The following is a 23,462-nucleotide window of genomic DNA, read 5'->3' on the forward strand; positions in this document are numbered from 1 at the left end:
CGTGTTTCTCTCCGTCCCTGGGGAGTGGTCGGCGCGTGCGCCGCCGCGACCCGTGGGGATCGCGGCGACACACGCGCCGGGTGGTGTGCTGCGGGGATCAGGCGGTGGTGATGGTCCAGAGCAGGTTGGTGCTGCCGTCCCAGCTCCACTGCTTGACGGTCGAGCCGGAGGCGACCTGGCCGCCGCCGTCGAGCACCAGCCCGGTCGCGCGGTTGGCGATCCGGTACCGCCGGTTGCCCTGGTCGGTGACCTGCCACTGCTGGCTGTTGCCGCCGTTCCACGCCGCCTGCTGGGCGGCGGCCCCGTTCGTGGTGAGGCCGAAGCCGTCGACGACCATGCCGTTGGTGCGGTTGACGATCCGGTGGTAGCCGGTGCCCAGGTCGACGAGCTGCCACTGCAGGTTGGCGCTGCTGTCCCAGGTCCACTGCTTCAGCGGCGAGCCGGAGGCGACGTTGCCGCCGCTGTCCAGCGCCAGGCCGTTGGTCACGTTGACGATCCGCTGGTACGTCGCCGGGTTGAAGGTGACCCGCAGGGAGGCGATGGCGTCGTTGTTGCCGGTGTTGCGCAGGTCGGCGTTGTCACCGGTGAACGTCCAGCTGGTGCCGGAGAAGTTGTCGTTGGCGTACCCGACGAGCTGGTGGCCGGCGGTGACCCGCACCGACGAGATGGTCCGCAGCCCGATGCCGGCGGACTGCAGCTGCGCCGCCGTGTAGCTGCCGACCGACAGGTTGGCGCCGCCGTCGTAGCCGGTGTTGGCGTAGACGCTGACCGGCGCGGAGGTGGTGGGCCCACCGCCGGGGGTCGGGATCGTCCCGTTGAAGGTCAGCTTCACCACGTACGCGGGCGCGCTGAACGGCGCGCTCGCCGACGGCAGGGTGATCCGCAGCCCGTTGGCGTCCTGGGTGCGGGTGGGCAGGTTGACGTAGCTGCCGGCGGTGGTGTCGAGCAGCTGCACGCCGGCCAGCGAGCTGAGGTTGATCCGGCTGGACGAGAGCGTGGTGATGTTGACGGAGCTGCCCGGCCAGCCGAGGATCGTCGCGTACAGCACGCGGTTGTCCTTGCTGCGGGTGAACCGGATGTCCTGGGGGGTGCCCGCGCGCGGCTCGGTGAAGGAACCGCCGCCCATCTGGGTCGGGCCCTCGCCGTACGTCGTCCAGGCCCGGGTGGAGTAGACGGACTCGCCGAAGCGGCGCAGGTAGTCGCCGATGCCGCGCAGGATCGTCTGCTGCCCGGACGGGATCGTGCCGTCGGCCATCGGCGCGATGTTGAGCACCATGTTGCCGTTCTTGCTGACCCGGTCGATCAGCGAGTGCAGCATCTGGTTGAGCGTGTAGTAGCCGATTCCCGTGGTGTAGCACCAGCTCGAGCTGCTGATGCTGTCGTCGGTCAGCCAGTAGGGGGTGCGCAGGTCGGCCGGTCCGCCGCGCTCGTAGTCGAAGACCGCGCCCCCGGACTCCAGGCCGTCCTTGTAGGTGGCGACGACCTCCTTGTCCCACGCGACGGCCCGGTTGTAGTAGTACGCCAGGAACTTCAGCCGCTGCGCCTCGCTGATGCGGCGCAGGTCGAAGTCCTGCCAGATGATGTCCGGCTGGGACTGGTCGATGATCTCGCGGAGCTTGTCGTACCAGAGCTGCTCCTCGGCGGCGGTGCCGAGCTGGCCGTAGAGCTTGCGCAGGCTCGCGTCGGACTGCTGCGGCGCCCACTGGTAGAAGCCGGTGAAGTTGAACGCGTGGTGCATGGCGACCAGGACCTTGAGGCCGCGGGCCCGGATCGCGTCGGTGTGCAGCTTCAGCAGGTCGAGGCGGGGGCCCTTGGCGACGGAGTTCCACTCGTTGACCTGGCTGTTCCACATGGAGAAGCCGTCGTGGTGCTCGGCCACCGGCCCGGCGAACTTCGCCCCGGCATCGACGAACAGCTGGGCCCACTCGTTGGGGTCGAAGTTGCCGCCCGCAGACCTGAGCTTGGGGGCGAACTGGACGAACCGGCCGGCCTTGTCGTTGGCCCCGTTGATGAAGTTGTGGTACGGCCACACCGACGGGTCGCCGTAGACGCTCTTGTGGTGGTTGTTCTCGCCGGAGCCGTTGTTGTACATGTTGCGCGGGTACCACTCGTTGGCGAACGCCGGGACGCTGAAGACGCCCCAGTGGTAGTAGATGCCGAACTTGGCGTCCTGGAACCACTCGGCTGCGGCCGGGTGCTGGCCGACCGAGGCCCACGACTCGGAGTAGCTGGTGGGGCCGGGGATGGCGGCCGAGGCGGGGAACGGGCGGATCAGGCCGCCGGTGGCGGCGGCGGCGCCGGTGACGCCTAGGGCGGCCAGCAGGGAACGTCGGGAGATCGAGGGACGGGACATGGAGCTCCCTCCAGAAGGCGGAGTGGATGATGGTGGCGGTGGTGGTGGTCTGGCGGCTGCCTGTCTCACGGCCGAGACATCAGACGTTAAGGGTTTCCGGCGCGTAACGTCAATGGGTCTCAATGTCCGGCAAGGTAGCGTTTTATCCCGAGCGCGCAGCTGTACTGGGCACCTCAAGGCGCCGATACGTCAGATCAATGCCGGCCGGCATGAGCGCCGCGTCGCTCTGCGGTACGGCATCGTATGAACGTTAACATCGAAGGTGTTGCGTTTCACGGGCTGCGTCGGCATCGGAGGGGTCTCGGATCTCTCCGCCGTGCGCCTCGCGACAGCCCACCCCGCAGACGCGGCGAACTGCCCGGCCGCGCATCTTCGACCGCCCGGAAGTGTCTGCGGCGGGGTCGCGTCGTTGCGTACGCAGGCCTGGTAATGCTTGTCGGGCCGGTGCGAGCCGACGGTGGGGATCGCCGTCGATTGGGAAGGGCGGGCCGAGGGGTGGAGGCGAGCGGGCTGGGTGAGGTGGGGCCTCGGCGGCGTCCGGGCGGCCGGGCGGCGGCGGTGGTGGCCGCCGTGCGGCGGGCGGCCGTCGAACTGCTGGAGGAGGTGGGGTACGAGGGACTGGTGCTCACCGACGTCGCGTCTCGCGCGGGGGTCAACAAGACGACGGTCTACCGGCGCTGGCCGACCCGGGTCCAGTTGGTGTCCGACATCCTGCTGGCCCAGGCTGCCGAGCAGGTCGGGACTCCCGACACCGGTGACCTCGTGGGAGACCTGTGCGTCCTGTTGGCGGACGTCGCGGCGCTCCTGCGCACCCGGGCCGCGCGGGCCGTCCTCGCGGCTCTGGTGGCTGGCGAGTCGGATCCGGCCGTGGCTGTCGCCCGCGACGCCTTCTGGGCCGAGCGCTTCGGCCGCAGCGCGGTGATCGTCGAGCGGGCCGTCCGGCGGGGCGAGCTGCCGCCGGGAACGGATGCGCGCCTGTTGCTGGAGGAGGCCAGCAGCCCGGTCTACTTCCGGCTGATGTTCACCGGCGAGCCCGTCGGCCCGGCGGACATCGAGTTGTTCGCCAGGCGGGCGGCGGAAACAGCCAGGGCGCGGCCCTCCAGCCGCCGGTAACATGGCAACCCTAGTTGCTTTAGTGGGGGGCGCCATGGTGAAGGTCGTCGCGGAGATCGGCGGGCATCGGGTCGACCGCGCCGCGATCCTCCGCTGGGAGGACCGCCGCATCGACGCCGCCGCCAGCAAGCTCGGTGTCCCAGCACCCCGGCCCGGGGACGTCGCCGGACGACGCGAGGCATTTCTGCGCACCAAGCTCGACCTTGGTGCCGAGGAGATGTCGCGGCGCCTCGCCCGCGATACCCGGATGGCCGACCTGGTCGCCCGCGCCCAGGCCCGGGTGAGCGACCGCCGACGGTTCAGCGTGACCGACCTCAGGGTCGACGCCGGCAACGCCGCCGCGTTCACCGCGTGGTTCGAGGACGCCACGAACTCCTCGGACGAGGCCGCGATGATGCGGGCCTGCCCCGACCACTTCGTGCTCCGTCTCGGCTCCGCCGGGCAGGAGGTCCTGGAGACCAACGGGGCGAGCCCGTTGGCCGCGTTCTTCGTCATCGACTACGGCGACCTCTCCAGCCTGCGTACCCCCGCTGACCCCGCCTTCCCGCACCAGATCGCGGGGGTGGCGCGTGCCTCGAACGGCAGGGCGATCGGGGGCGTGCGCCACCAGTTCCGCGACACCGGCGACGGGTTCGACGCCCGCCTCATCGTCGAGTTTCCGCTGCCGACGCTGCCCGCCATGGTCGCGGGTCACCGGTGGCACCTCGCGTGCGAGTTCGCCAACTGGATCGAGGCGGCTTCCGCCTGAGCGGCCACCGGGCCATGGCGGCTTCCACCCGTGGGTGAGCGTTCACAACGCGCGACGAAGCGGGGGAGTTGCCCGGCTTCTCGGTCCGACCGGCGGCCGGGCCGACTCGCGTGGCCTGGTGTGAGCGATAACATCCCGGTGTCCGGTGGCGGGATGGTGCGGCTCGACCGCGTCGCGTGCTGCGGCGGGTGCGCCACCGAGGGGGTCCAGGTTTCCGCCTTGCATCCGTGCTGTTAAATCTTGACGGGCGGCTATGTTATCGCTCACAGTTGTGGGAACGCCGGCCGGCCCCGCCTCCTCCGGTCATCGCAGGAAGCTGACCCGGAGGTGGCAGGTCACCTGAGAGCGCTCACGCGCCCGCATATCGGCGCGCCCGTCCAGAGCACGTGTCGGGGTCGGCACGGAGGGGCGCAGCGGGCTGACAGCGCCCTCGTCCACCCCTGCCCTCCGTTCCCCGTCGGATCCGGTGGCCTGTCGAGCCGGCGCAACCCGTCCTGAAAGGAGATGCCCCGTGTCCGAAAAGGCTGTGGCGCGAGGAACGCGAAGAAGATCGAGGCCGCTGCGTGCGTCGGTGCTGACGGTGGTGACCACGCTGCTGGCGGCCCTCGCAGCGGTGGTCGTCGCCCCCGCGCCCGCGATGGCCGCCGACTCCGCCTACGTGATGGCGTACTTCAAGGAGTCCGTCAGCGGGGCCGGCAACGTCAACAGCGTGCACCTGGCGGTCAGTTCCGACGCGTTGGAGTGGACGCCGCTCAACAACAACGAGGCGATCCTGACGCCGACGGTCGGCACCCGGGGCATCCGCGACCCGTTCCTGTTCCGGCTCAACGACGGCACCTGGGTGCTGGCGGCCACCGACATCCCGGTCGGCGGCAACTTCTGGGCCCCGAACCCGAACATCCACATCTGGACCTCGCCCGACCTGGTGAACTGGTCGTCGGACCGCCTGCTCAACATCAACTGGCCCAACCCGAACTCGTTCACCTGGGCCCCGTCGATCTACTGGGACGCGTCCCGCAACCAGTACGCGATCACCTACTCGACCGTGCCGGCCGGCTACACGTACTCGGTGATCATGGTCGTGTACACGAGCAACTTCACCACCGTCACCTCGCCCGTGGTCCTCTTCGACGGCGGCCCGAGCGGTGTCATCGACTCGCACGTCGTCACCGGCGTCAACGGGCTGAACTACCTCTACTACAAGAGCAACTCTCCCTCCACCTTGTACGGTGCGCGGTCGACGTCGCTCAACCCGGGCAGCTTCGTCCGCTACACCAACGGCACCGGCGGTGGATGCATCGAGGCGCCCACGGTGGTCAAGTCGCTGAACTCGTCGACGTGGTGGCTCTGGGGCGACACGTTCTGCCCGAACAGCGTGTTCCTCGCCTGGCAGGGCGACATCGTCGCGGGCACCTGGACGGCGGTCAACCAGCGCAACTACACGCCCCCGCTCAACGCCAAGCACAACTCGATCCACCCGATCAGCGCCACCGACCGAGCGAACCTGCTCAACCGTTACGGCGGCACCACCCAGTGGAACCGGATCAAGTCCTGGACCAACCCCGGGTCGTACGTCCGCCACGCCAACGGCGTCGGCCGCGTCGACGCGATGCCGTTCGACCCGTACCAGGATTCGCAGTGGCGGATCGTGCCGGGGCTCGCGGACCCGGCCGGGGTGTCGTTCGAGTCGGTGAACCAGCCCGGACGGTACCTGCGGCACTCGAACTACAGCATGGTGCTCGCGGCCAACGACAACACCGCGATCTTCCGCGCCGACGCGACCTTCTACCGGGTCGCCGGCCTGGCCAACTCGGGCTGGTCGTCGTTCCGCTCGTACAACTTCCCCACCAGGTACCTGCGGCAGCAGGGCAACCAGCTCTACATCCACGAGATCACCACCGCCACCGAGCGGGAGAACGCGACCTTCCGGGTCGGCTACTGACCGCGTCGCCGGCCCCATACACCACCACCAGGAGATGACGATGACAGTCGCAAGCCCCCCCGCGACCAGGGCCCGGATCAGACGCGCCGGCGCCTGGCTCGTGAGCCTGTTCCTGATCGCGACGCTGCTGCCGGGGAGCCCGGCCCACGCCGACAACCCGATCGTGCAGACGATCTATACGGCGGATCCTGCGCCGTTGGTGCACAACGGTCGGGTGTATCTGTACACCGGTCATGACGAGGACGGGTCGACGTACTTCACGATGAAGGACTGGCGGGTGTTCTCGTCGGCGGACATGGTGAACTGGACTGATCATGGTTCGCCGATGAGTCTGGCGACGTTCTCGTGGGCGGAGTCGGATGCGTGGGCGGGTCATGTGGTGGCTCGGAACAACAAGTTCTACTGGTATGTGCCGGTAAAGCAGCGTGGCGGCGGGATGGTGATCGGCGTCGGGGTGGCCGACAGCCCGACCGGTCCGTTCCGGGACGCGATCGGTCGTCCCCTGGTCGGTAACGGTGAGATCGATCCGAACGTGATGATCGACGACGACGGGCAGGCGTACCTGTACTGGGGTAACCCGAACCTGTGGTACGTGAAGCTGAACCAGGACATGATCTCCTACTCGGGCAGCCCGACGAAGATCCCGTTGACCACGGCCGGGTTCGGTACCCGTACCGGTAACGCGAGCCGTCCCACCTTGTATGAGGAGGGGCCGTGGGTGTACAAGCGCAACGGTCTGTACTACAACGTGTTCGCGGCGGAGTGCTGCTCGGAGTTCATCGCCTATTCGACGGCGCCGGGTCCGACGGGGCCGTGGACGTACCGGGGGACGGTGATGCCTCGGCAGGGCGGCAGTTTCACCAACCACCCGGGGATCGTCGACTTCAACGGTGGGTCGTACTTCTTCTACCACAACGGGGCGCTGCCCGGTGGTGGTGGTTTCACCCGGTCGGTGGCGGTGGAGAAGTTCACCTACAACAGCGACGGCACGATCCCGACCATGAACATGACCACGACCGGGGCGCCGCAGGTGGGCACGCTGAACCCGTACGTGCGGCAGGAGGCCGAGACCATCGCCTGGTCCGTCGGCGTCGAGACGCAACCCGCCAGCGGCGGCACGCAGAACGTGTGGTCGATCAACAACGGCGACTACATCAAGGTCAAGGGCGTCGCGTTCGGCACCGGGGCGGCCTCGTTCACGGCCCGGACGGCGTCGGCGACCAGCGGCGGCACGATCGAGCTGCGGCTGGACAGCACCACCGGGCCCCTCGTCGGGACCTGCCGGGTCGCGGGCACCGGGGGCTGGCAGACCTGGGCCAACACGTCGTGCGCGGTGACCGGCGCGACCGGCACCCGCGACCTCTACCTGCGGTTCACCGGCGGCAGCGGCGACCTGTTCAACCTCGACTGGTGGCAGTTCACCGCCGGGACCGGCACCACCACGTCCTACCGCGTCACCAACCGCAACAGCGGGCAGGTCATCGACGTGCAGTCGCCCAACCTGAACGACCTGGCCGTCATCGGCCAGTGGACCAGCAACGGCAACGCCTGGCAGCAGTGGAGGTTCAACGACGCCGGCAACGGCAACGTCACCCTCCAGAGCGTCAACAGCGGAAAGTGCGCCGACGTGCTCGACTTCTCGACCGCGGACGGCGCGCGGATCGTCCAGTACACCTGCCACGGTGGGGCCAACCAGGTCTTCACCTGGCGGTCGACCGGCGACGGCTACTACCAGCTGGTCAATCTCAACAGCAACAAGTGCCTCAACGTGGTCGGCGGCTCGACCACCCCGGGCGCTGCCCTGGAGCAGCGGACCTGCGGCTCCGCGACCAGCATGCAGTGGTCCCGCGCCTGACGGCCTGAGACCCGCCCCGGTGGGGTCGGCGCCGATCTTCCGCGCCGGCCCTGCCGGGGCGCCCCGCGCCCGCCGTCCGCTACCACGGCTGCGGTAGGTGGGCGTACCACGCTCGGCAGACGCTGGTGGGCCGGGCCGCCCGGTAATGTGATCTTCATGGACGAACCGGGCGCTCACCAGTCGCCGGCCTGGTGGCGGACGCACCCGCGCGCACACGACGCGCTGCTCGGCGCGGCCGTCGCGGCGCTGATGCTCGTCATGACGCTCGTCGGCCGGCCGGGGGAGACCGAGGGCCGCCCGTTGGCCTGGCCCGACGCGTTGGTCGCCGGAGCGGCCTTCACGCTGGTGCTGGTGCGCCGCCGGTGGCCGCTGCCCGTCCTCGCCGTCTCGGCCCTGCTCGCCGCCGGCGCCGTCGCCGCCGGCGGGCAACCCCCGGCCTTCCTCGTGGTGACCGCCGTCGCCGCCTACACCGTCGCGGCGCACACCAACCGACCCACGGCCTGGCTCGCCGGCGGGGGCGCGGCGATCGTGGTGTACGGCGCGGCCGTGGCCTGGACCGGCGAGGGCTGGCTCGGCCCGCCGCTCGGCGTGGCCGCCTGGATCGGCATGGCCACCGCGATCGGCGACGCCGCCCGCATCCGTCGCGCGTACGTGTCCGCCGTCGAGGAGCGTGCCCGCCGCGCCGAGCGGACCCGCGAGGAGGAGGCCCGCCGCCGGGTCGCCGAGGAGCGGGTGCGGATCGCCCGTGACCTCCACGACGTCGTCGCGCACCACATCGCCGTCATCAACGTGCACGCCGGGCTGGCCGAGCACAGCGTGCGCACCCGGCCGGACCAGGCGGCGGCCTCGGTGGCACACGTGCGACAGGCGGCCAGGACCGTGCTCGACGAACTCGCCACCATCCTCGCCCTGTTGCGGCAGAACGGCGACGCCGACGCGCCCACCGAACCGGTGCGCGGCCTGGCACAGCTCGGGGAGCTGCTGGACTCCGTCGCCGCCGCCGGCCTGCGGGTCGAGCACCAGCAGGTCGGCCAGGCGCGGCCGCTGCCCGCCGCGATCGACCAGGCCGCGTACCGGATCGTGCAGGAGGCCCTCACCAACGCGCACAAGCACGGCACCGGTGACGTGGCCGGCCTGCGGGTCGAATACCGCCCCGACGACCTGGTCATCGACGTCGGCAACCCCACCGTCTCCGGCCGCCCGCGGCCGGACCCCACCGGCCACGGCCTGATCGGCATGCGTGAACGTGCCGTCGCCGTCGGCGGCACCCTCGCCGCCGGGCCTGCGGGCCCGCGCCGTTTCCACGTCCGCGCCGTGCTGCCCAGCACGGCACGCCCCGGAGGCACCCCGTGACCATTCGCGTGCTCCTCGCCGACGACCAGGCCCTGATCCGCACCGGCCTGCGCGGCATCATCGAATCCGTGCCCGACCTGGAGGTGGTCGCGGAGGCGGCCAGCGGCCGCGAGGCGGTCCGACTGGCCAGGTCGGCGCGCGCCGACGTGGTGCTCATGGACATCCGCATGCCGGAGGTCGACGGCCTCCAGGCGACGCAGCTCATCACCGCCGACGAGGACCTGGCCGGGGTGCGGGTGCTCATCCTCACCACGTTCGAGCTCGACGAGTACGTCCTGGGGGCGCTGCGGGCCGGGGCGAGCGGGTTCCTCGGCAAGGGCGCCACCCCCACCGAGCTGATCGAGGCGATCCGGACCGTCGCCAACGGCGACGCGCTGCTGTCCGGGAAGGCCACCCGGGCGCTGATCGCCCGGTTCCTCACCAGCGGCGACCCCGCCCCGCCGCCGGACACCACCGTGCTCGACGTGCTCACCGACCGGGAGCGGGAGGTCCTCGCCCTGGTCGCCCTCGGCCTGTCGAACGACGACATCGCCACCCGGCTGCACCTCGCGCCCTCCACCGCCAAGACGCACGTCAACCGCGCCATGGCCAAGCTCGGCGCGCGGGACCGGGCGCAGCTGGTCGTGGTCGCCTACCAGAGCGGGCTGGTCAGGCCCGGGGACGCCACCCCGTAGGGGGCGCGGCCTTCGCCGGCGGTACGGCGATGGGTGGGAATACCACATTTGCGGTAGCGGACCGACCGCAGCTGGACGATGCCAACCGCGTCCATCCGCCCGGAGACTTGCGCAGGCGCCCTGCGCGTCACCGAGTCGTCTAGCCGCGAGCGAGGTCGCTGGTGTTGTTCCTGTCCCGGGTCAGTCTTGCGAACCGGAGGCTGGTGGCTCTGCTCACCGCTCTCCTCGTCGCCCTGGGGATCTACGTGATCCCGTCGCTCAAGCAGCAGCTGCTGCCCGACCTGTCCTTCCCGGCCGTGACCGTGGTCGCCGCCTACCCCGGCGCCGCGCCGGAGGTCGTCGAGGAGCAGGTCACCGGCCCGATCGAGAAGGCCGTCGAGGGCCTCGACGGGGTGGAGAGCACCACCTCGACCTCGCAGCAGGGCTCGGTGCAGGTGATGGTCTCGTTCTCGTTCGACAGCGACATCGACCAGGCCGCCAGCGACGTCGAGCAGGCCGTCTCGAAGATCTCCTCCGCGCTGCCGGCCGGCGTCGACCCGCAGGTGCTCACCGGCAGCACGGCCGACCTGCCGACCATGGTCCTGGCCGCCACCTCCGGCGGCGACCAGCATGCGCTCGCCGCCGCCCTCGACGAGAAGGTCGTGCCGGCGCTGCGGGCGGTCGACGGCGTCAACGACGTCGCCATCTCCGGCGTACGCGACCGGATCGTGACCGTCACGCCGGACACCGCCGCCCTGACCAGGTCCGGGCTGACCACGCAGTCGATCGTCACCGCGCTGGGCGCCCTCGGCGGCACCTCGTCGGCCGGGCAGATCACCTCCGACGGGCGCAACCTCAGCCTGGCCGTCGGCCAGCCGGTCACCTCGCTGAGCCAGATCCAGAACCTGTGGCTGTCGCCGGCCGCGTCCGCCCCCGGCGGCGGTAGCACGACGGGACCGGGCGGCCCCGCCGCCGCGCCCGCACCGGCGGCCCCGTCCGGCACCGCTGCGGGCAAGCCCGTGCAGCTCAAGCAGGTCGCGACCGTGGCTCTCACGGACGCCCCCGTCACGTCGATCACCCGCACGGACGGCAAGCCCAGCCTCGGCATCTCCCTCACCATGGACCATGGCGGCAGCAGCCCGAACATCTCCGACGACGTCCGCGACCAGCTGCCGCAGCTGCAGGCCGCGCTCGGCGACGACGCCCGCCTCGTCGTCGTCTCCGACTCGGGGCCGGGGGTCAAGGAGGCGGTCAACGGCCTCGTCGAGGAGGGCGCGCTGGGCCTGCTCATGGCGATCCTCGTCATCGTGCTGTTCCTGCGCTCGGCCCGCGCCACCGTGGTCACCGCCGTGTCCATCCCGCTGTCGCTGCTCGTGGCGCTCATCGCGGTGTGGCAGCGGGACTACTCGCTGAACATCCTCACCCTCGGCGCCCTCACCATCGCCGTCGGCCGCGTCGTGGACGACTCGATCGTGGTCCTGGAGAACATCAAGCGCCATCTCGGCTACGGCGAGGAGCGGGCCACGGCGGTCCTGTCGGCCGTCCGCGAGGTCGCCACCGCCGTCACCTCGTCCACGCTCACCACCGTGGCGGTGTTCCTGCCGATCGCGCTGGTCGGCGGGTTCGTCGGCGAGCTGTTCGGCTCCTTCTCGATCACCGTTTCCGCCGCGATGCTCGCCTCGCTGCTGGTGTCGCTCACCGTCGTCCCGGTGCTGGCGTACTGGTTCCTGAAGGCACCCGCGGACGCCGTCGGCGTACCGGCCGACGAGTACCGCGCCCGGGTGGAGGAACACGAGCGGCGGGGCCTGCTGCCGCGCGTCTACCTGCCGGTCATCCGCTGGGCGGTCGGCCACCGCAAGACCGTGCTGGCCGGGGCGCTGGCCCTGCTGGCCGCCACGGTCGTGCTGGCCGGGAGCCTGAAGACCACCTTCATCGGCGACTCCGGCGAGGACTCCATCGGGGTCACCCAGACCCCCCCGGCCGGCACCGACCTGGCCACGACCGACGCGGCGGCGAAGAAGGTCGAAGGGGCCCTGGCCTCGGTCGACGGCGTGGAGTCGTACCAGGTGGTGATCGGCTCGTCCGGCGGGTTCTTCGGCTCGCGTACCGCCAACAACGTCTCCTACACCCTCAACCTGGCCCACGACGCGGACAGCGCGACGGTCAGCGACGCGGTGCGCGACCGGCTCGCGGCCATCACCGACGCCGGTGAGCTGAAGCTCGGCGGCGGCGGACCCGGCGGTGGCGGGCCCGGCGGCGACAGCACCATCTCCGTGTCCATCCGGGCCGACGACGACCAGGCCCTGAGCCAGGCCACCCGGCAGGTGCAGGAGGCCCTGGGCGGCGTCTCGCAGGTCACCGACGTGGAGAGCGACCTCAGCGAGAGCGCTCCGCAGATCAGCGTCGTGCCCGACGGCCAGGCCGCCGCCCGCTACGGGCTGACCACCAACGCGATCGTGTCGGCGCTGCGGCAGTCGGTCGAGGGGACCACCGTCACCCAGGTAACCCTCGACGGCGCCCCGCGCGACGTGCTCGTGCGGACGACCGACGCCGGGCCGGACAGCCTCGCCAAGGTGAAGGCGCTCGTGTTGCCCGCCGGCACCGCGACCGTACGCCTGGACCAGGTCGCCACCGTCAGCCGCGTCGACGGGCCCGTACAGCGCACCCACGTCGACGGCGAGCGGACGAACACCGTGACCGCGACCCCGGTCGGCGACGACACCGGCGCGGCGAGCAGCGCCGTCACCGACAAGCTCGAGACCCTCACCCTGCCGGCCGGGGCGAGCTACGAGATCGGCGGCGTCACCGCCGACCAGAGCGAGGCGTTTTCCCAGCTCATCTTGGCCATGGCCGCCGCGATCGCCCTGGTGTTCCTGATCCTGGTGGGCGTGTTCCGCAGCATCCGTCAGACCCTGATCCTGCTGGTGTCCATCCCGTTCGCGTTCGTCGGCGCGTTCGCCCTGCTGCTGGTCACCGACACGCCGCTGGGCGTCGCCGCGCTCATCGGCATCCTGATGCTGATCGGCATCGTCGTCACCAACGCCATCGTCCTGATGGACCTGGTCAACCAGTACCGCGAGCGGGGAATGAGCGTCGCCGAGGCGGTGGTGGAGGGCGGTCAGCGCCGGCTGCGCCCGATCCTGATGACGGCCTTGGCGACCATCTTCGCCCTCCTGCCGATGGCGCTGGGCATCACCGGCGCGGGCGCGTTCATCTCCACCCCGCTGGCCGTCGTCGTCATCGGCGGTCTCGTCACCTCGACCCTGCTCACCCTGGTCCTGATCCCGGTTCTCTACACGATGGTCGAGGGCCGCCGGGAACGCCGCCAGGCCCGCAGGAACGGTCCGGTGCCGCAGCCCGAGGATCTGCCCGAGCCGGTCCCGGTCGCCTGAGGACCCCAGCCCTCGCGCCCCGGCCGGTACGCGGATCACGCGTACCGGCCGGCGCACGGCCCAACCGCTGGTCGGCCCCGCCGTCGCAGGCCCGCAGGACGATCTTGGTGTGAGTGGTACCCGGGGCGTAGGCGTCGAGGCATGCGTCGTCGAGGCCCATCGATCCACCTCCCGGACGACGTGATGTTAACGTTCACTTCGCTGCCAAGCGTGGCGCTCGTCTTTGCTTCTGTCAACGCTCGCATAGATGGATGTCGAGCGAGGTGGCCGTCGCGGGCTGTCGGCCGGCGGAGCTCGGGCCTTGCCGCCGTCGCCGGCCGGTGGTGCGGCGGATGGCGTGGTGGTGGCGGAAATCGTCTATTGACATCGACGTTCATCGACCTGTTACATGGGGTAGCCGGGAGATGTTATCGGTAACACTACCCTGTCGGGCCCCGTCGGCCGGTGCCACGACGCCTCCACAGGCGTCCCGCGTGCACCGGCCCCGGACAGCCACGACACCCGGCGAGCGCAGACAACGACTGCCCGGTACGCGCCGCCGGCTGGACGAACTCCAGCCGCGTCGCGGGGCGACCCGGCGTGCCCGCACCACGGGCGGGCCCCGGTGCCGGCCCGGGGACGCGTCGGCGGGAGGCCCGCAGTCCGGCCGGGTGCGTGACGTGCGCGGGCAACGAGCAGCAGCGGCCCCAGCCGGCCGCCGGTTCCACCGTCCCCACCGCAGAGCTTCGGCTCCGACCACCAGAAGGGATGTCCTCCATGGATCCGACCTCCCCGCACCTCAGCCGCCGACGGCTGCTCACCGCCGTCGGGCTCACCGGCATCGCCACGGCCACCGGCCTGTCCCGGATGGGGTTCGCCCTGGCTACCGAGGGGCCGCAGAGCTACACCCCCACCTGGGCGTCGGTCGACCAGCACCCGCCGGCCCCCGAGTGGTTCCAGGACGCCAAGTTCGGCATCTACTACCACTGGGGCGTGTACAGCGTCCCGGCGTTCGCCAACGAGTGGTACCCGCGCAACATGTACAACAACGGCTCCGGCGAGAACAACCACCACAAGAGCGTCTACGGCGACCCGTCGGTGTGGCCGTACCACAACTTCATCAACGGGGCCAACGACAAGGCCGGCAACTGGGTGCAGTTCGCGCCGAAGCTCAAGTCGGCCGGCGGCAACTGGGACCCCAACGAGTGGGCGCAACTCTTCGTCGATGCCGGGGCGAAGTTCGCCGGGCCGGTGGCCGAGCACCACGACGGCTTCTCCATGTGGAACAGCCAGGTCAACGAGTGGAACTCCGTCGCCAAGGGACCCCGCCTCGACCTGCTGCGGTTGCAGGCGGACGCGATCCGGGGCAAGGGACTCAAGCTGTGGGCGTCGCTGCACCACGCGTTCAACTTCACCGGCTACTTCCAGTGGGCTCCGGCCCAGTCCGACGCCAGCCTGAAGAAGCTCTACGGCCAGCTCGGCTCCACCCCGGAGTACCAGCTCTGGTACGACAAGCTGCGCGAGGTCATCGACGGCTACCAGCCGGACATCATCTACCAGGACTTCGACCTGTCCAAGATCCCGGAGTCGTACCGGCTGAACTTCCTGTCGTACTACTACAACAAGGCCGTCTCGTGGAACAAGGACGTCGTCGCCACGTACAAGGACGGGTTCAACAACCGTGGCGAGGTCTACGACTTCGAGCGCGGCGGCCCGGCGGTCATCCAGACCCCGTACTGGCTGACCGACGACAGCGTCTCCAGTTCGAGCTGGTGCTACACCCAGGGCATCGGCTACTACTCCACCAAGTCGCTGCTGCACGCACTCATCGACCGGATCAGCAAGAACGGCACGATGGTGCTCAACATCGCGCCGATGGCCGACGGCACCATCCCCTCCGGCCAGCGCACGATCCTGCAGGGCTTCGGCGACCACCTGCGGCGGTTCGGGGAGGCGGTCTACTCCACCCGCGCCTGGTCGGTGCACGGCGAGGGTCCCACCCAGATGGGCGGCGGTTCCTTCCAGACCCCCCGCGAGGGCAACGGGCAGGACATCCGCTTCACCCGCACCAAGGACAACACCGTCCTGTACGCCACCGTGCTCGGCTGGCCGGGCGCCACCCTGAACATCACCACGCTGGGCTCGAACCGGATCAACCTGAGCACCCTGACGTCGGCGCGGCTGCTCGGTACGACGGCCGGCACGTACATCGACCTGACCAACCGCACCCAGGACGGCTCCGGGCTGCACCTGACCATGCCGTCGGCCACGGCGCCGTTCAGCGCCCTGGCGTACGTGGTGAAGCTGACCTTCTCGGGCCAGATTCCGACGCTCGGCTCCGGCCCCACCCCCACCGGGTACGTGAAGATCGCCAACGGGGCGACCGGCCTGGTGCTGGACAGCGGTGGAAGCGTCGCCTCGGGTGCGGTGGTGAAGCAGTGGAGCGACGTCAGCAGCACCAACCTGCAGTGGCAGTTGGTCGACGTCGGCGGCGGCTACTACCGGATCGTGAACCGGGCCAACGGCATGGTCGTGGACAGCTGGGGCAACACCGCGAACGGGGCCAGCGCGCTGCAGGCGCCGTGGAACGGTGGGAACAACCAGCAGTGGCGGCTGAACAGTGTGGGCAACGGCCGCTACCAGATCGTCAACCGGGGCACCGGCACGGCGCTGGACGGTCTGGGTAGTACGACCTCGGGTTCCACGGTCGCCATGTGGGCCCCGAACGGCAGCACCAACAACCAGTGGAGCATCACCGCCGTCTGACTCCCGCCTGCGGCCGCTGCCCGCGGGGCCAGCGGCCGCAGGCGTCGCCATGCCTCTTCGTCAGCGGCTCCGCGTCGGCGCCCATACATTCGATCCTGTTTTACTGGGATCTGCTGCCGGTGGCCGCCGCCACGGCAGGGCGGGAGCGGGGACGCAGGCATGACGAGGGACACGCGGTCGACTGTGGCGGTGCTGGTGTGCGTGGCGGGTGCCCTACCCGCGCTACCAGGAGTGCGGTGACCGTGGTTCCCGTCGTCGTCGTCGGCGCGGGTCCCACCGGGCTCACCGCCGCGACGCTGCTCGCCCAGTACGGCGTGGAGTGCCTGGTCCTCGACCGGTGGGCGGAGGTCTATCCGCTGCCCCGCGCGGTCGCCCTCGACGACGAGGTGCACCGCATCCTCGCCCGGCTGGGGCTGCGGGAGGAGTTCGCGGCCATCTCCAGGCCGCACCGGGGCCTGCGGCTGGTGGACCGGAGCATGCGGGTGCTGGCCGAGTTTCCCCGCGACGTGACGCCGGGCCGGCACGGCTACCCGCAGGGGAGCCTGTTCGACCAGCCGGACCTGGAGGCGATCCTCCGCCGCAACCTCGGCCGGCACGGCAGCGCCACGCTGCGCGGCAACACCGAGGTCACCGCGCTGAACCAGGATGCGGACGGCGTACGGGTGAGTGTCACCGACACGGTCACGGGCGCGCCGGGCGTCGTCCGCGCGGGCTACGTCCTGGGCTGCGACGGCGCCAACGGGTCGACCCGAGCCGCGATCGGCGCGGGCATGCACGACCTCGGGTTCACCCAACGCTGGCTCGTCGTCGACGTGGTCACCGAGGTCGACCTCGGCCACTGGGAGGGCGTGCACCAGCTCTGCGACCCGGTCCGCGCCGGGACGTACCTGCGGGTCGGCCGGACCCGCCACCGTTGGGAGTTCCTGCTGGCCCCCGGCGAGACCGCCGACGAATTCCGCGACCCGGCCCGGCTGCGTCCGCTGGTCGCCCCGTGGACGGGGAACGTTCCCCTCGCGGAGCTGGAGGTCGTCCGGGCGGCCGAGTACACCTTCCGCGCCCAGGTCGCCGACCGGTGGCGGGACCGGCGGATCTTCCTGCTCGGCGACGCCGCCCACCTCACCCCGCCGTTCGTCGGCCAGGGCCTGGGCGCCGGGCTGCGTGACGCCATGAACCTCGCCTGGAAACTCGCGGGCGTGCTCGACGCGAGCCTGCCCGACAGCGTCCTCGACACCTACGAGATCGAACGCCGCCGGCACGCCGTCGCCATGATCAGGCTGGCGACGCTGATCGGCACCGCCATGACGGCCGGCGGCAGGTGGGGGGACGCCGTCCGCCGGGTGGTGGCGCCGTGCCTGCACCTCGTGCCCGGCCTCCAGCGTCTCGCCACGGACAGTGCGACGCCCGCGCTGCGGCGGTCCGCCCTGGTGCTGCGGCCCCGGCTGGGCCGTGGCGTCGTGGGTGGCCTGTGCCCGAACGCCGTCCTCGACGGCGACCTCCGCTTCGACGATGTGGCGGCGGGCCGGTTCGCGGTCGTCACCTCCGTCGAGCCGTCGGCGGAGCACCGGGCCGAGCTGACCCGCCGGGGAGCGGTCGTCGTCGACGCTCCACCGGGCAGCGAACTGGACCGGTGGCTGGCCGGTGGCCGCGCACGGGCGGCCGTCGTCCGCCCCGACGGCGTCGTCCTGGCCGCCGGCAGGAGGCTGGCCGGCCTCCGCCGGGCCCTGCCCGCGGCCCCGGCAGCAGCGGCCGGGAGGCGAAGGTGAGACCGCCGCGTGGACGACGCCCCGGGCCCTGACGCCTCGGTGCGCCGGCGGGCGGACACGGAGCGTCCTGCGCACCGGCACCGGAGGCACCGGCGGTGTCTTCGGTGCCGGTGCCGGTGTCGAGGGGCGGCCAGCCCGGGTGCCTCACCCTGGCAAGGTGTGGCTGACGCCTGCGGCCTGCCGAATACTTCCTGTCGTGGACGCGAAACGACAGCTCGGGGAGTTCCTCCAGGCCCGCCGCTCACAGTTGCGGCCGGAGGACGTCGACCTGGCCACCTACGGCGGCCGGCGCCGGGTGAGCGGTCTGCGCCGGGAGGAACTGGCCCTGCTCGCCGGGGTCAGCCCGTCCTACTACGCGCGGCTGGAGCAGGGGCAGTCGTCTAACGCGTCGGCGGAGGTCCTGGACGCGATCGCCACGGCGTTGCGCCTCGACGACGCCGAGCGGCGGCATCTGCACGTCCTGGCCAGCGGCGCTGTCCGCCGCCGGGCCACCGGACGGCGGTCGGCGCCGGAGACGGTCAGCGCGGCGGTGCGCCAGCTCATGGCGGCGCTGGGCGAGGTGCCCGCGATGGTCCTGGGACGGCGCGGCGACGTCCTTGCCTGGAACCGCACCGGGAACGCGCTGTTCGCCGGTCACGTCGACTTCGCCGCCCCGCAGCGCCCGGAGAACCGTCCCAACATGCCCCTCCTGGTCTTCCTCGACCCGCACGTCCGCGAGCTGTACGCGGACTGGCCGGCGAAGGCCCGCGCCGTGGTGGGCACGCTGCGGCTGGCCGCCGGCGAACATCCCGACGACGCGGCGCTGGCGACGCTGATCGGGCACCTGTCGCTGGGCAGCCCCCACTTTGCCGCCCTGTGGGCCGACCACCGGGTGAAATCCGGTGCCGAGCCGGTGTACGAGATGCGGCATCCGCTGGTGGGCGCCATCAGCGTCACCCAGCAGAGCCTGCGTACCGAGCGTGGCCAACAGGTCGTGCTGGCCACCACCGAGGTCGGCTCGCCGTCGCACGCGGCCATGACGCTGCTCACGCACAGCACCGCCACCGCCCGGGTGACCGCCGCGAGCTGACCACCGGCTCCGAGAAGAACCCGCCCCAGAAGTACGCGCCGTGCGCGGCGCGGCGATCCCGCGTGCCCGAAACCGGGTCCGCGGCCGAACGAAGACAGGACAGAGATGCGCAGAAGGAACTTCGCCGCCGTGGCCGCGGGACTCGCCGCCGCGACGCTACTGACCACCGGCACCGGACCGGCCGCCCTCGCCGGGCCGCCCGCCTCCGCCCGGATCTTCCGGCACTTCGACCTCGCGCAGGGGCAGCTGCCGGAGAACATCGCCCTCGCGCCGGACGGCACCGCGTACGTCACGTTCGCCGCTGCCCGTCAGGTCGCCTCGATCGACCGGGACGGCACCGTCCGGGTCCTGGCCACGCTGGCAGCCCCCGCCGACGGCGGTATCCACACGCCCGCCCTCGGTTTCGCCCTGACCACGGGCATCGTGCGGCAGCCGGACGGCACGATCTACTTCCTGTACGCCAGCGGCGACGCGGCGACGACGGGCCTGTACCGGCTGCCGCGTGGCGGCGTCCCGTGCCGTGTCGCCGCGCTGCCCGCTGCCGGCCTGCCCAACGGCTTGGCCCTCGACGAGCGCACCGGGACGTTCTACGTCACCGACTCGGTGCTCGGCACCATCTCGGCCGTGAAGCCGGGCGGGCGTGCCGTCGTGTGGTCGTCGGCGCCGGAGCTGGCCGCGACGGGGTTCCTCGGCGTCAACGGGATCAAGGCCCGCGACGGCGCGGTCTGGGCCGGCAACCACGACCGGGGCACCTTGCTGAGGATCCCGGTACGCCACGGCGAGCCCGGGCCGGTCGAGGTGCGGGCGAGCGGCCTGAGCAGCATCGACGACTTCGCCTTCGCCGGGAGCGACGTGATCGCCGCCCTCGTCGGAGCCAACCGGGTGGTCCGGGTCGACGCCGCCGGCCGGTCGACGACCCTGCTGACCGCCGCCGACGGCCTGCAGAACCCGACCGCGGTCGCCGTGCGCGCGAACACCGCGTACGTCACCAGCGCCGCCTACCTGACCGCCGCCGACCCGAACCTGATCGTCGCCACCCTGCCGCGCCGCTGAACAACCCTTCCCGGCGGGCGGGCGTCGACGAGAACGCCTTCGAGGGCGGCATCGCGGGTGCTCAGCCGGCGAAGGGATGGGCCGGGAAGCCCGGCACCTCGGGGCGGAACCGGAACAGCGCGCCCGCCGGGGAGCGGTCGTCGGCCGGCAGGCCCAGGCGGGACGACGTGACGTAGAGGTCCGCGTGGTCGGGACCGCCGAACGCGCACGCCGTGGGACGCCGGACCGGCAGTTCCACGACGGCGGTGAGGCGGCCGTCCGGCGCGTACCGGTGGAGGGCGCCCCCGTCCCACAGCGCCACCCAGGCCCCGCCCTCGCTGTCGAGGCAGAGCCCGTCGGGGGTGCCCACCGCCGGCGGCACATCCACCGCCGGCCGCCGGTCGCGCAGTTCCCCGGTCGCCAGGTCGAAGGCGAAGACGTCCAACCGTTGGGTGGCCGAGTCGACGTACCAGGCGGCGTCGCCCTGCCGGGTCCAGGCCAGCCCGTTGGAGACGGTGAGCCCGGTGAGCACCGTCTCGACCGCGCCGTCGGCGTCGAGCCGGTGCAACGAGGCCCGCCCCGGTGCCGCGTCGTACGCCATCGAGCCGCAGTAGAAGCGCCCGAGGGGATCGCAGGCCCCGTCGTTCATCCGGATCGACGGGTCCGACCAGACCTCGGGCAGCAGCTCCACCGAGTCGTCCCCCAATAGCGCGAAGCCCCGCTCGACGGCGACGACCAGCCCACCGGCGGATCGCGGGCGCAGGGCCGCGACCACCGGGGCGACGTGCCGGCGGGCGACGACCCCGGTGGCCGGGTCCAGCGCCAGGATGTCCCCGACCAGCATGTCGACCCACCGCAGCCGCCGGTCGGCCGGGCACCACACCGGCCCTTCCCCGTGCCCGGCGAGGGGCGGGGTGACCTGCTCGACGTCGACCATCTGACACTCCTCAGTCGATCCGTGCGCCGGTCACGTCGAGCGGCGGCAGGGGCCGGCCGCCCGGGCCGGCGGTGGCGTGCCGGCGTCGGGATCGTCCCGGGTCAGTCCAGGTCGCGATAGTAGTAGAACATCGGCTCGGGTGCCCCGGGCTCGACGTTGGTGAAGCCGTGCGCCTCGTAGAAGCGGCGGGCGTCGACGTCCTCGCCGTCGACGTTGATCTCCAGCGAGCCGGCGCCGCGTTCGCCGGCCAGCCGGCAGGCGGCCTCCAGCAGGGCGTGTCCGTACCGCCGTCCGCGCGTCTCGGGGCGCACGTACAACTCGTCGAGGGTGGCCACCGGGCCGGTGTACCAGAGGCTGGGCCGGAAGGAGAGCACGGCCACCCCGACGGCCGGCTCGCCGCCGAGCAGGACCAGGAAGTGCTCACCGGCGAGGAGCCGCCGCAGCCGGGCGGCGAGCACCCGTGGCCCCGGCGTGGGGGTGTCGAACTCGCGGTTGAAGGCGTCCAGCATCTCGGCCACCAGGTCGGCGTCGGACACCGTCGCCGGCCGGACCGGGCGCTCGTGCTCGGGCTCTGTCCCCATCCGGCGTAGCCTTCCGATCGCCGCGGCGGCGAGCAACGCATTATCTCGGCGCGACCGGGCGGCGGGCCGTGGCGCGCCAGGGGGCCGGGGCTCCGAATGTTTCGGTACCGGCCGCGTGGCCGAGGGGCGGCGGGCGATCGGCGCCCTCCCGCCGGACTCTGCGGCACCGGTGGTCCCGCTCGCCTGCCTGCGCCGACGTGCTGTCGGCGGCCCGCCGGGCGTCCGGCGAGGTTTCCGAAACATTTCCGGAAGTTGTTGACACTGTCGCTGCCCGGTATCGATACTGACCCTCCGATAAGGATGCATGAACTTCGATTATTGGTGGCATGCCTCAAGGAGGGCCTGTGAACGGCAGCCTGAGACGGCGGAAGAGAATGACGAGAACCGCCCTGCCGGCGGCGGTGTTGTTGCTGGTGAGCGGCGCGGTGGCGGTCCAGTCCACCGCCCCCGCCGCCGCAGCCGAGACCACGCTGCGGGCCGCGGCGGCCAAGGCGGGGCTGTTCTTCGGCGTCGCCGCCTCACCCAACCGGCTCTACCCGATCGTCGGTCAGGAATTCAACCAACTGACCCCCGAGAACGACATGAAGCCGGACCGGATCGCCACGTCGAGTGGCGGGCTGCAGAACACCGGCGGCGCGGACACCCTGGTCAACCACGCCCAGAGCAACAACATGCTGGTCCGGGGGCACACGCTGGTGTGGCACTCGCAGGCCGGCGCGCTGCAGGGCGCCAGCCAGGCGACGCTGAACACCTTCATCGGCAACGCCATCAACCGCTGGGGCAGCAAGATCGCCTACTGGGACGTCGTCAACGAGGCCCTGGAGGACAACAACACCGGCCGGCGCCGCAACCAGTGGCCGCACACCATGAACCGGGACGCCAACGGGGACGGTGACTTCTTCGACGCCGGCGACACCGACGTCATCCGGGACTCGTTCATCCGGGCCAAGCAGGTCGTGCAGGCCGGCGGGTACTCGACCAAGCTTTGCATCAACGACTACGACGTCGAGGGCCTGACGGTCCAGGGTGGTGGCCCGAACCGCAAGGCCAACGCCCTGTACGACATCGTCCGCACCTACCGGCAGTACATCGACTGCGTCGGGTTCCAGTCGCACTTCAACGACAACCCGAACAGCATCATCACCAACGACCTCCAGGCCAACATCCAGCGCTTCGCCGACCTCGGCGTCGAGGTGCACCTCTCCGAGGTGGACATCGACGACGACCTGAGCAACAACGACATCGGCGCGGGTCAGGCGGAGAACTACCGCAAGGTCGTGCGGGCCTGCCTGAACGTCTCCAAGTGCACCGGCATCACCGTCTGGGGCATCTCCGACAGCGAGTCGTGGCGCTCCTCCGAGCGGGGCCTGCTGTTCACCGGCGGCAACGGCAGCTACCAGAAGAAGGCCGCCTACCACGCGGTCCTCGACGAGCTGAACAAGGGCCGCACCGGCACCCCGCCGACGACCACGCCGCCCCCCACGACGCCTCCGCCGACGACGCCGCCGCCGACCACCCCGCCGCCGACCACGCCCCCGCCCACCACGCCGCCGCCGACCACCCCGCCGCCGGCCACCGGCTGCTCGGCCACGGTCTCGCTGAACTCCTGGACCGGGGGCTTCGTCGCCACCGTGCGGGTCACCGCCGGCACCTCGCCGATCAGGGGGTGGACCGTCGCGCTCACCCTGCCGGCCGGGACCACGGTCACCAACGCGTGGAGCGCCACCGCCAGCGGCTCCAGCGGCACCGTGCAGTTCAGCAACGTCAGCTACAACGGCGCGGTGAACGCCGGCCAGTACACCGAGTTCGGCTTCCAGGGCACCGGGAGCGCCACCGGCGTGACCCCGGTGTGCACCGCCTCCTGAGCACCACCCGTCCCGGGCGGACACACCGCGTCCACCCGGGACGGACGACACGATGATCCGG

15 protein-coding genes are annotated in these 23,462 nt (G+C 71.5%); 12 read left to right on the top strand and 3 right to left on the bottom strand.

Annotated features, from left to right (window positions below; translation table 11 throughout):
• Nucleotides 1-97 precede the first annotated feature (97 nt).
• Nucleotides 98-2,353, bottom strand: coding sequence for an alpha-L-fucosidase (locus tag TK50_RS12875; protein ID WP_043962968.1), 2,256 nt, complete (start codon nucleotides 2,351-2,353; stop codon nucleotides 98-100).
• Nucleotides 2,354-2,872: 519 nt separating this feature from the next.
• Between TK50_RS12875 and TK50_RS12880 the strand changes: the two genes are divergently transcribed.
• The 11 genes from TK50_RS12880 to TK50_RS12930 all read left to right on the top strand — a co-directional run bounded on the left by TK50_RS12880 (nucleotide 2,873) and on the right by TK50_RS12930 (nucleotide 20,039).
• The gene (locus tag TK50_RS12880; RefSeq protein ID WP_063838598.1) at nucleotides 2,873-3,466 is read left to right on the top strand and encodes a TetR/AcrR family transcriptional regulator; all 594 of its coding nucleotides are present in this window, start codon (nucleotides 2,873-2,875) and stop codon (nucleotides 3,464-3,466) included.
• 34 nt (nucleotides 3,467-3,500) lie between these two features.
• Nucleotides 3,501-4,214: a hypothetical protein gene (locus TK50_RS12885; RefSeq protein WP_043962969.1), complete on the top strand. Its 714-nt coding sequence runs from the start codon at nucleotides 3,501-3,503 to the stop codon at nucleotides 4,212-4,214.
• 571 nt (nucleotides 4,215-4,785) lie between these two features.
• Nucleotides 4,786-6,156, top strand: coding sequence for a glycoside hydrolase family 43 protein (locus TK50_RS12890; protein ID WP_199486013.1), 1,371 nt, complete (start codon nucleotides 4,786-4,788; stop codon nucleotides 6,154-6,156).
• A gap of 40 nt (nucleotides 6,157-6,196) precedes the next feature.
• Nucleotides 6,197-8,011: a family 43 glycosylhydrolase gene (locus tag TK50_RS12895; protein ID WP_082106410.1), complete on the top strand. Its 1,815-nt coding sequence runs from the start codon at nucleotides 6,197-6,199 to the stop codon at nucleotides 8,009-8,011.
• A gap of 156 nt (nucleotides 8,012-8,167) precedes the next feature.
• Nucleotides 8,168-9,364, top strand: coding sequence for a sensor histidine kinase (locus tag TK50_RS12900; protein WP_043962970.1), 1,197 nt, complete (start codon nucleotides 8,168-8,170; stop codon nucleotides 9,362-9,364).
• The gene (locus TK50_RS12905; protein WP_043962971.1) at nucleotides 9,361-10,038 is read left to right on the top strand and encodes a response regulator transcription factor; all 678 of its coding nucleotides are present in this window, start codon (nucleotides 9,361-9,363) and stop codon (nucleotides 10,036-10,038) included. The genes TK50_RS12900 and TK50_RS12905 overlap by 4 nt, the downstream gene beginning before the upstream one ends.
• A 161-nt stretch (nucleotides 10,039-10,199) precedes the next feature.
• The gene (locus TK50_RS12910; protein WP_043962972.1) at nucleotides 10,200-13,409 is read left to right on the top strand and encodes an efflux RND transporter permease subunit; all 3,210 of its coding nucleotides are present in this window, start codon (nucleotides 10,200-10,202) and stop codon (nucleotides 13,407-13,409) included.
• Nucleotides 13,410-14,165: 756 nt separating this feature from the next.
• Nucleotides 14,166-16,154 carry an alpha-L-fucosidase gene (locus TK50_RS12915; RefSeq protein ID WP_199486015.1) on the top strand — a complete coding sequence of 663 codons (1,989 nt, stop codon included), beginning with the start codon at nucleotides 14,166-14,168 and terminating at the stop codon, nucleotides 16,152-16,154.
• 236 nt (nucleotides 16,155-16,390) lie between these two features.
• Nucleotides 16,391-17,917 carry a bifunctional 3-(3-hydroxy-phenyl)propionate/3-hydroxycinnamic acid hydroxylase MhpA gene (gene mhpA, locus TK50_RS12920; RefSeq protein ID WP_043962974.1) on the top strand — a complete coding sequence of 509 codons (1,527 nt, stop codon included), beginning with the start codon at nucleotides 16,391-16,393 and terminating at the stop codon, nucleotides 17,915-17,917.
• Nucleotides 17,918-18,113: 196 nt separating this feature from the next.
• Nucleotides 18,114-18,986 carry a helix-turn-helix domain-containing protein gene (locus TK50_RS12925; protein WP_043962975.1) on the top strand — a complete coding sequence of 291 codons (873 nt, stop codon included), beginning with the start codon at nucleotides 18,114-18,116 and terminating at the stop codon, nucleotides 18,984-18,986.
• A 105-nt stretch (nucleotides 18,987-19,091) separates the two neighbouring features.
• Nucleotides 19,092-20,039, top strand: a complete 948-nt coding sequence (locus TK50_RS12930; protein ID WP_052503714.1) for an SMP-30/gluconolactonase/LRE family protein — start codon at nucleotides 19,092-19,094, stop codon at nucleotides 20,037-20,039.
• Between the two features lie 61 nt (nucleotides 20,040-20,100).
• On the opposite strand, the gene TK50_RS12935 is transcribed toward TK50_RS12930, so the two are convergent.
• Complete coding sequence (locus TK50_RS12935) at nucleotides 20,101-20,955, bottom strand: SMP-30/gluconolactonase/LRE family protein (protein ID WP_043962977.1); 855 nt, start codon at nucleotides 20,953-20,955, stop codon at nucleotides 20,101-20,103.
• A 101-nt stretch (nucleotides 20,956-21,056) separates the two neighbouring features.
• On the bottom strand, nucleotides 21,057-21,536 hold the full coding sequence (locus TK50_RS12940) for a GNAT family N-acetyltransferase (RefSeq protein WP_043962978.1): 480 nt from the start codon (nucleotides 21,534-21,536) through the stop codon (nucleotides 21,057-21,059).
• A 374-nt stretch (nucleotides 21,537-21,910) separates the two neighbouring features.
• Here TK50_RS12940 and TK50_RS12945 point away from each other — a divergent pair, with 374 nt between their 5' ends.
• Entirely contained in the window at nucleotides 21,911-23,401 is a 1,491-nt protein-coding gene (locus tag TK50_RS12945; RefSeq protein ID WP_043962979.1) for an endo-1,4-beta-xylanase, read from the top strand.
• Nucleotides 23,402-23,462: the final 61 nt, after the last annotated feature.

The sequence above is a fragment of the Micromonospora haikouensis genome (genome assembly GCF_000876225.1).
GTDB lineage: Bacteria > Actinomycetota > Actinomycetes > Mycobacteriales > Micromonosporaceae > Micromonospora > Micromonospora haikouensis.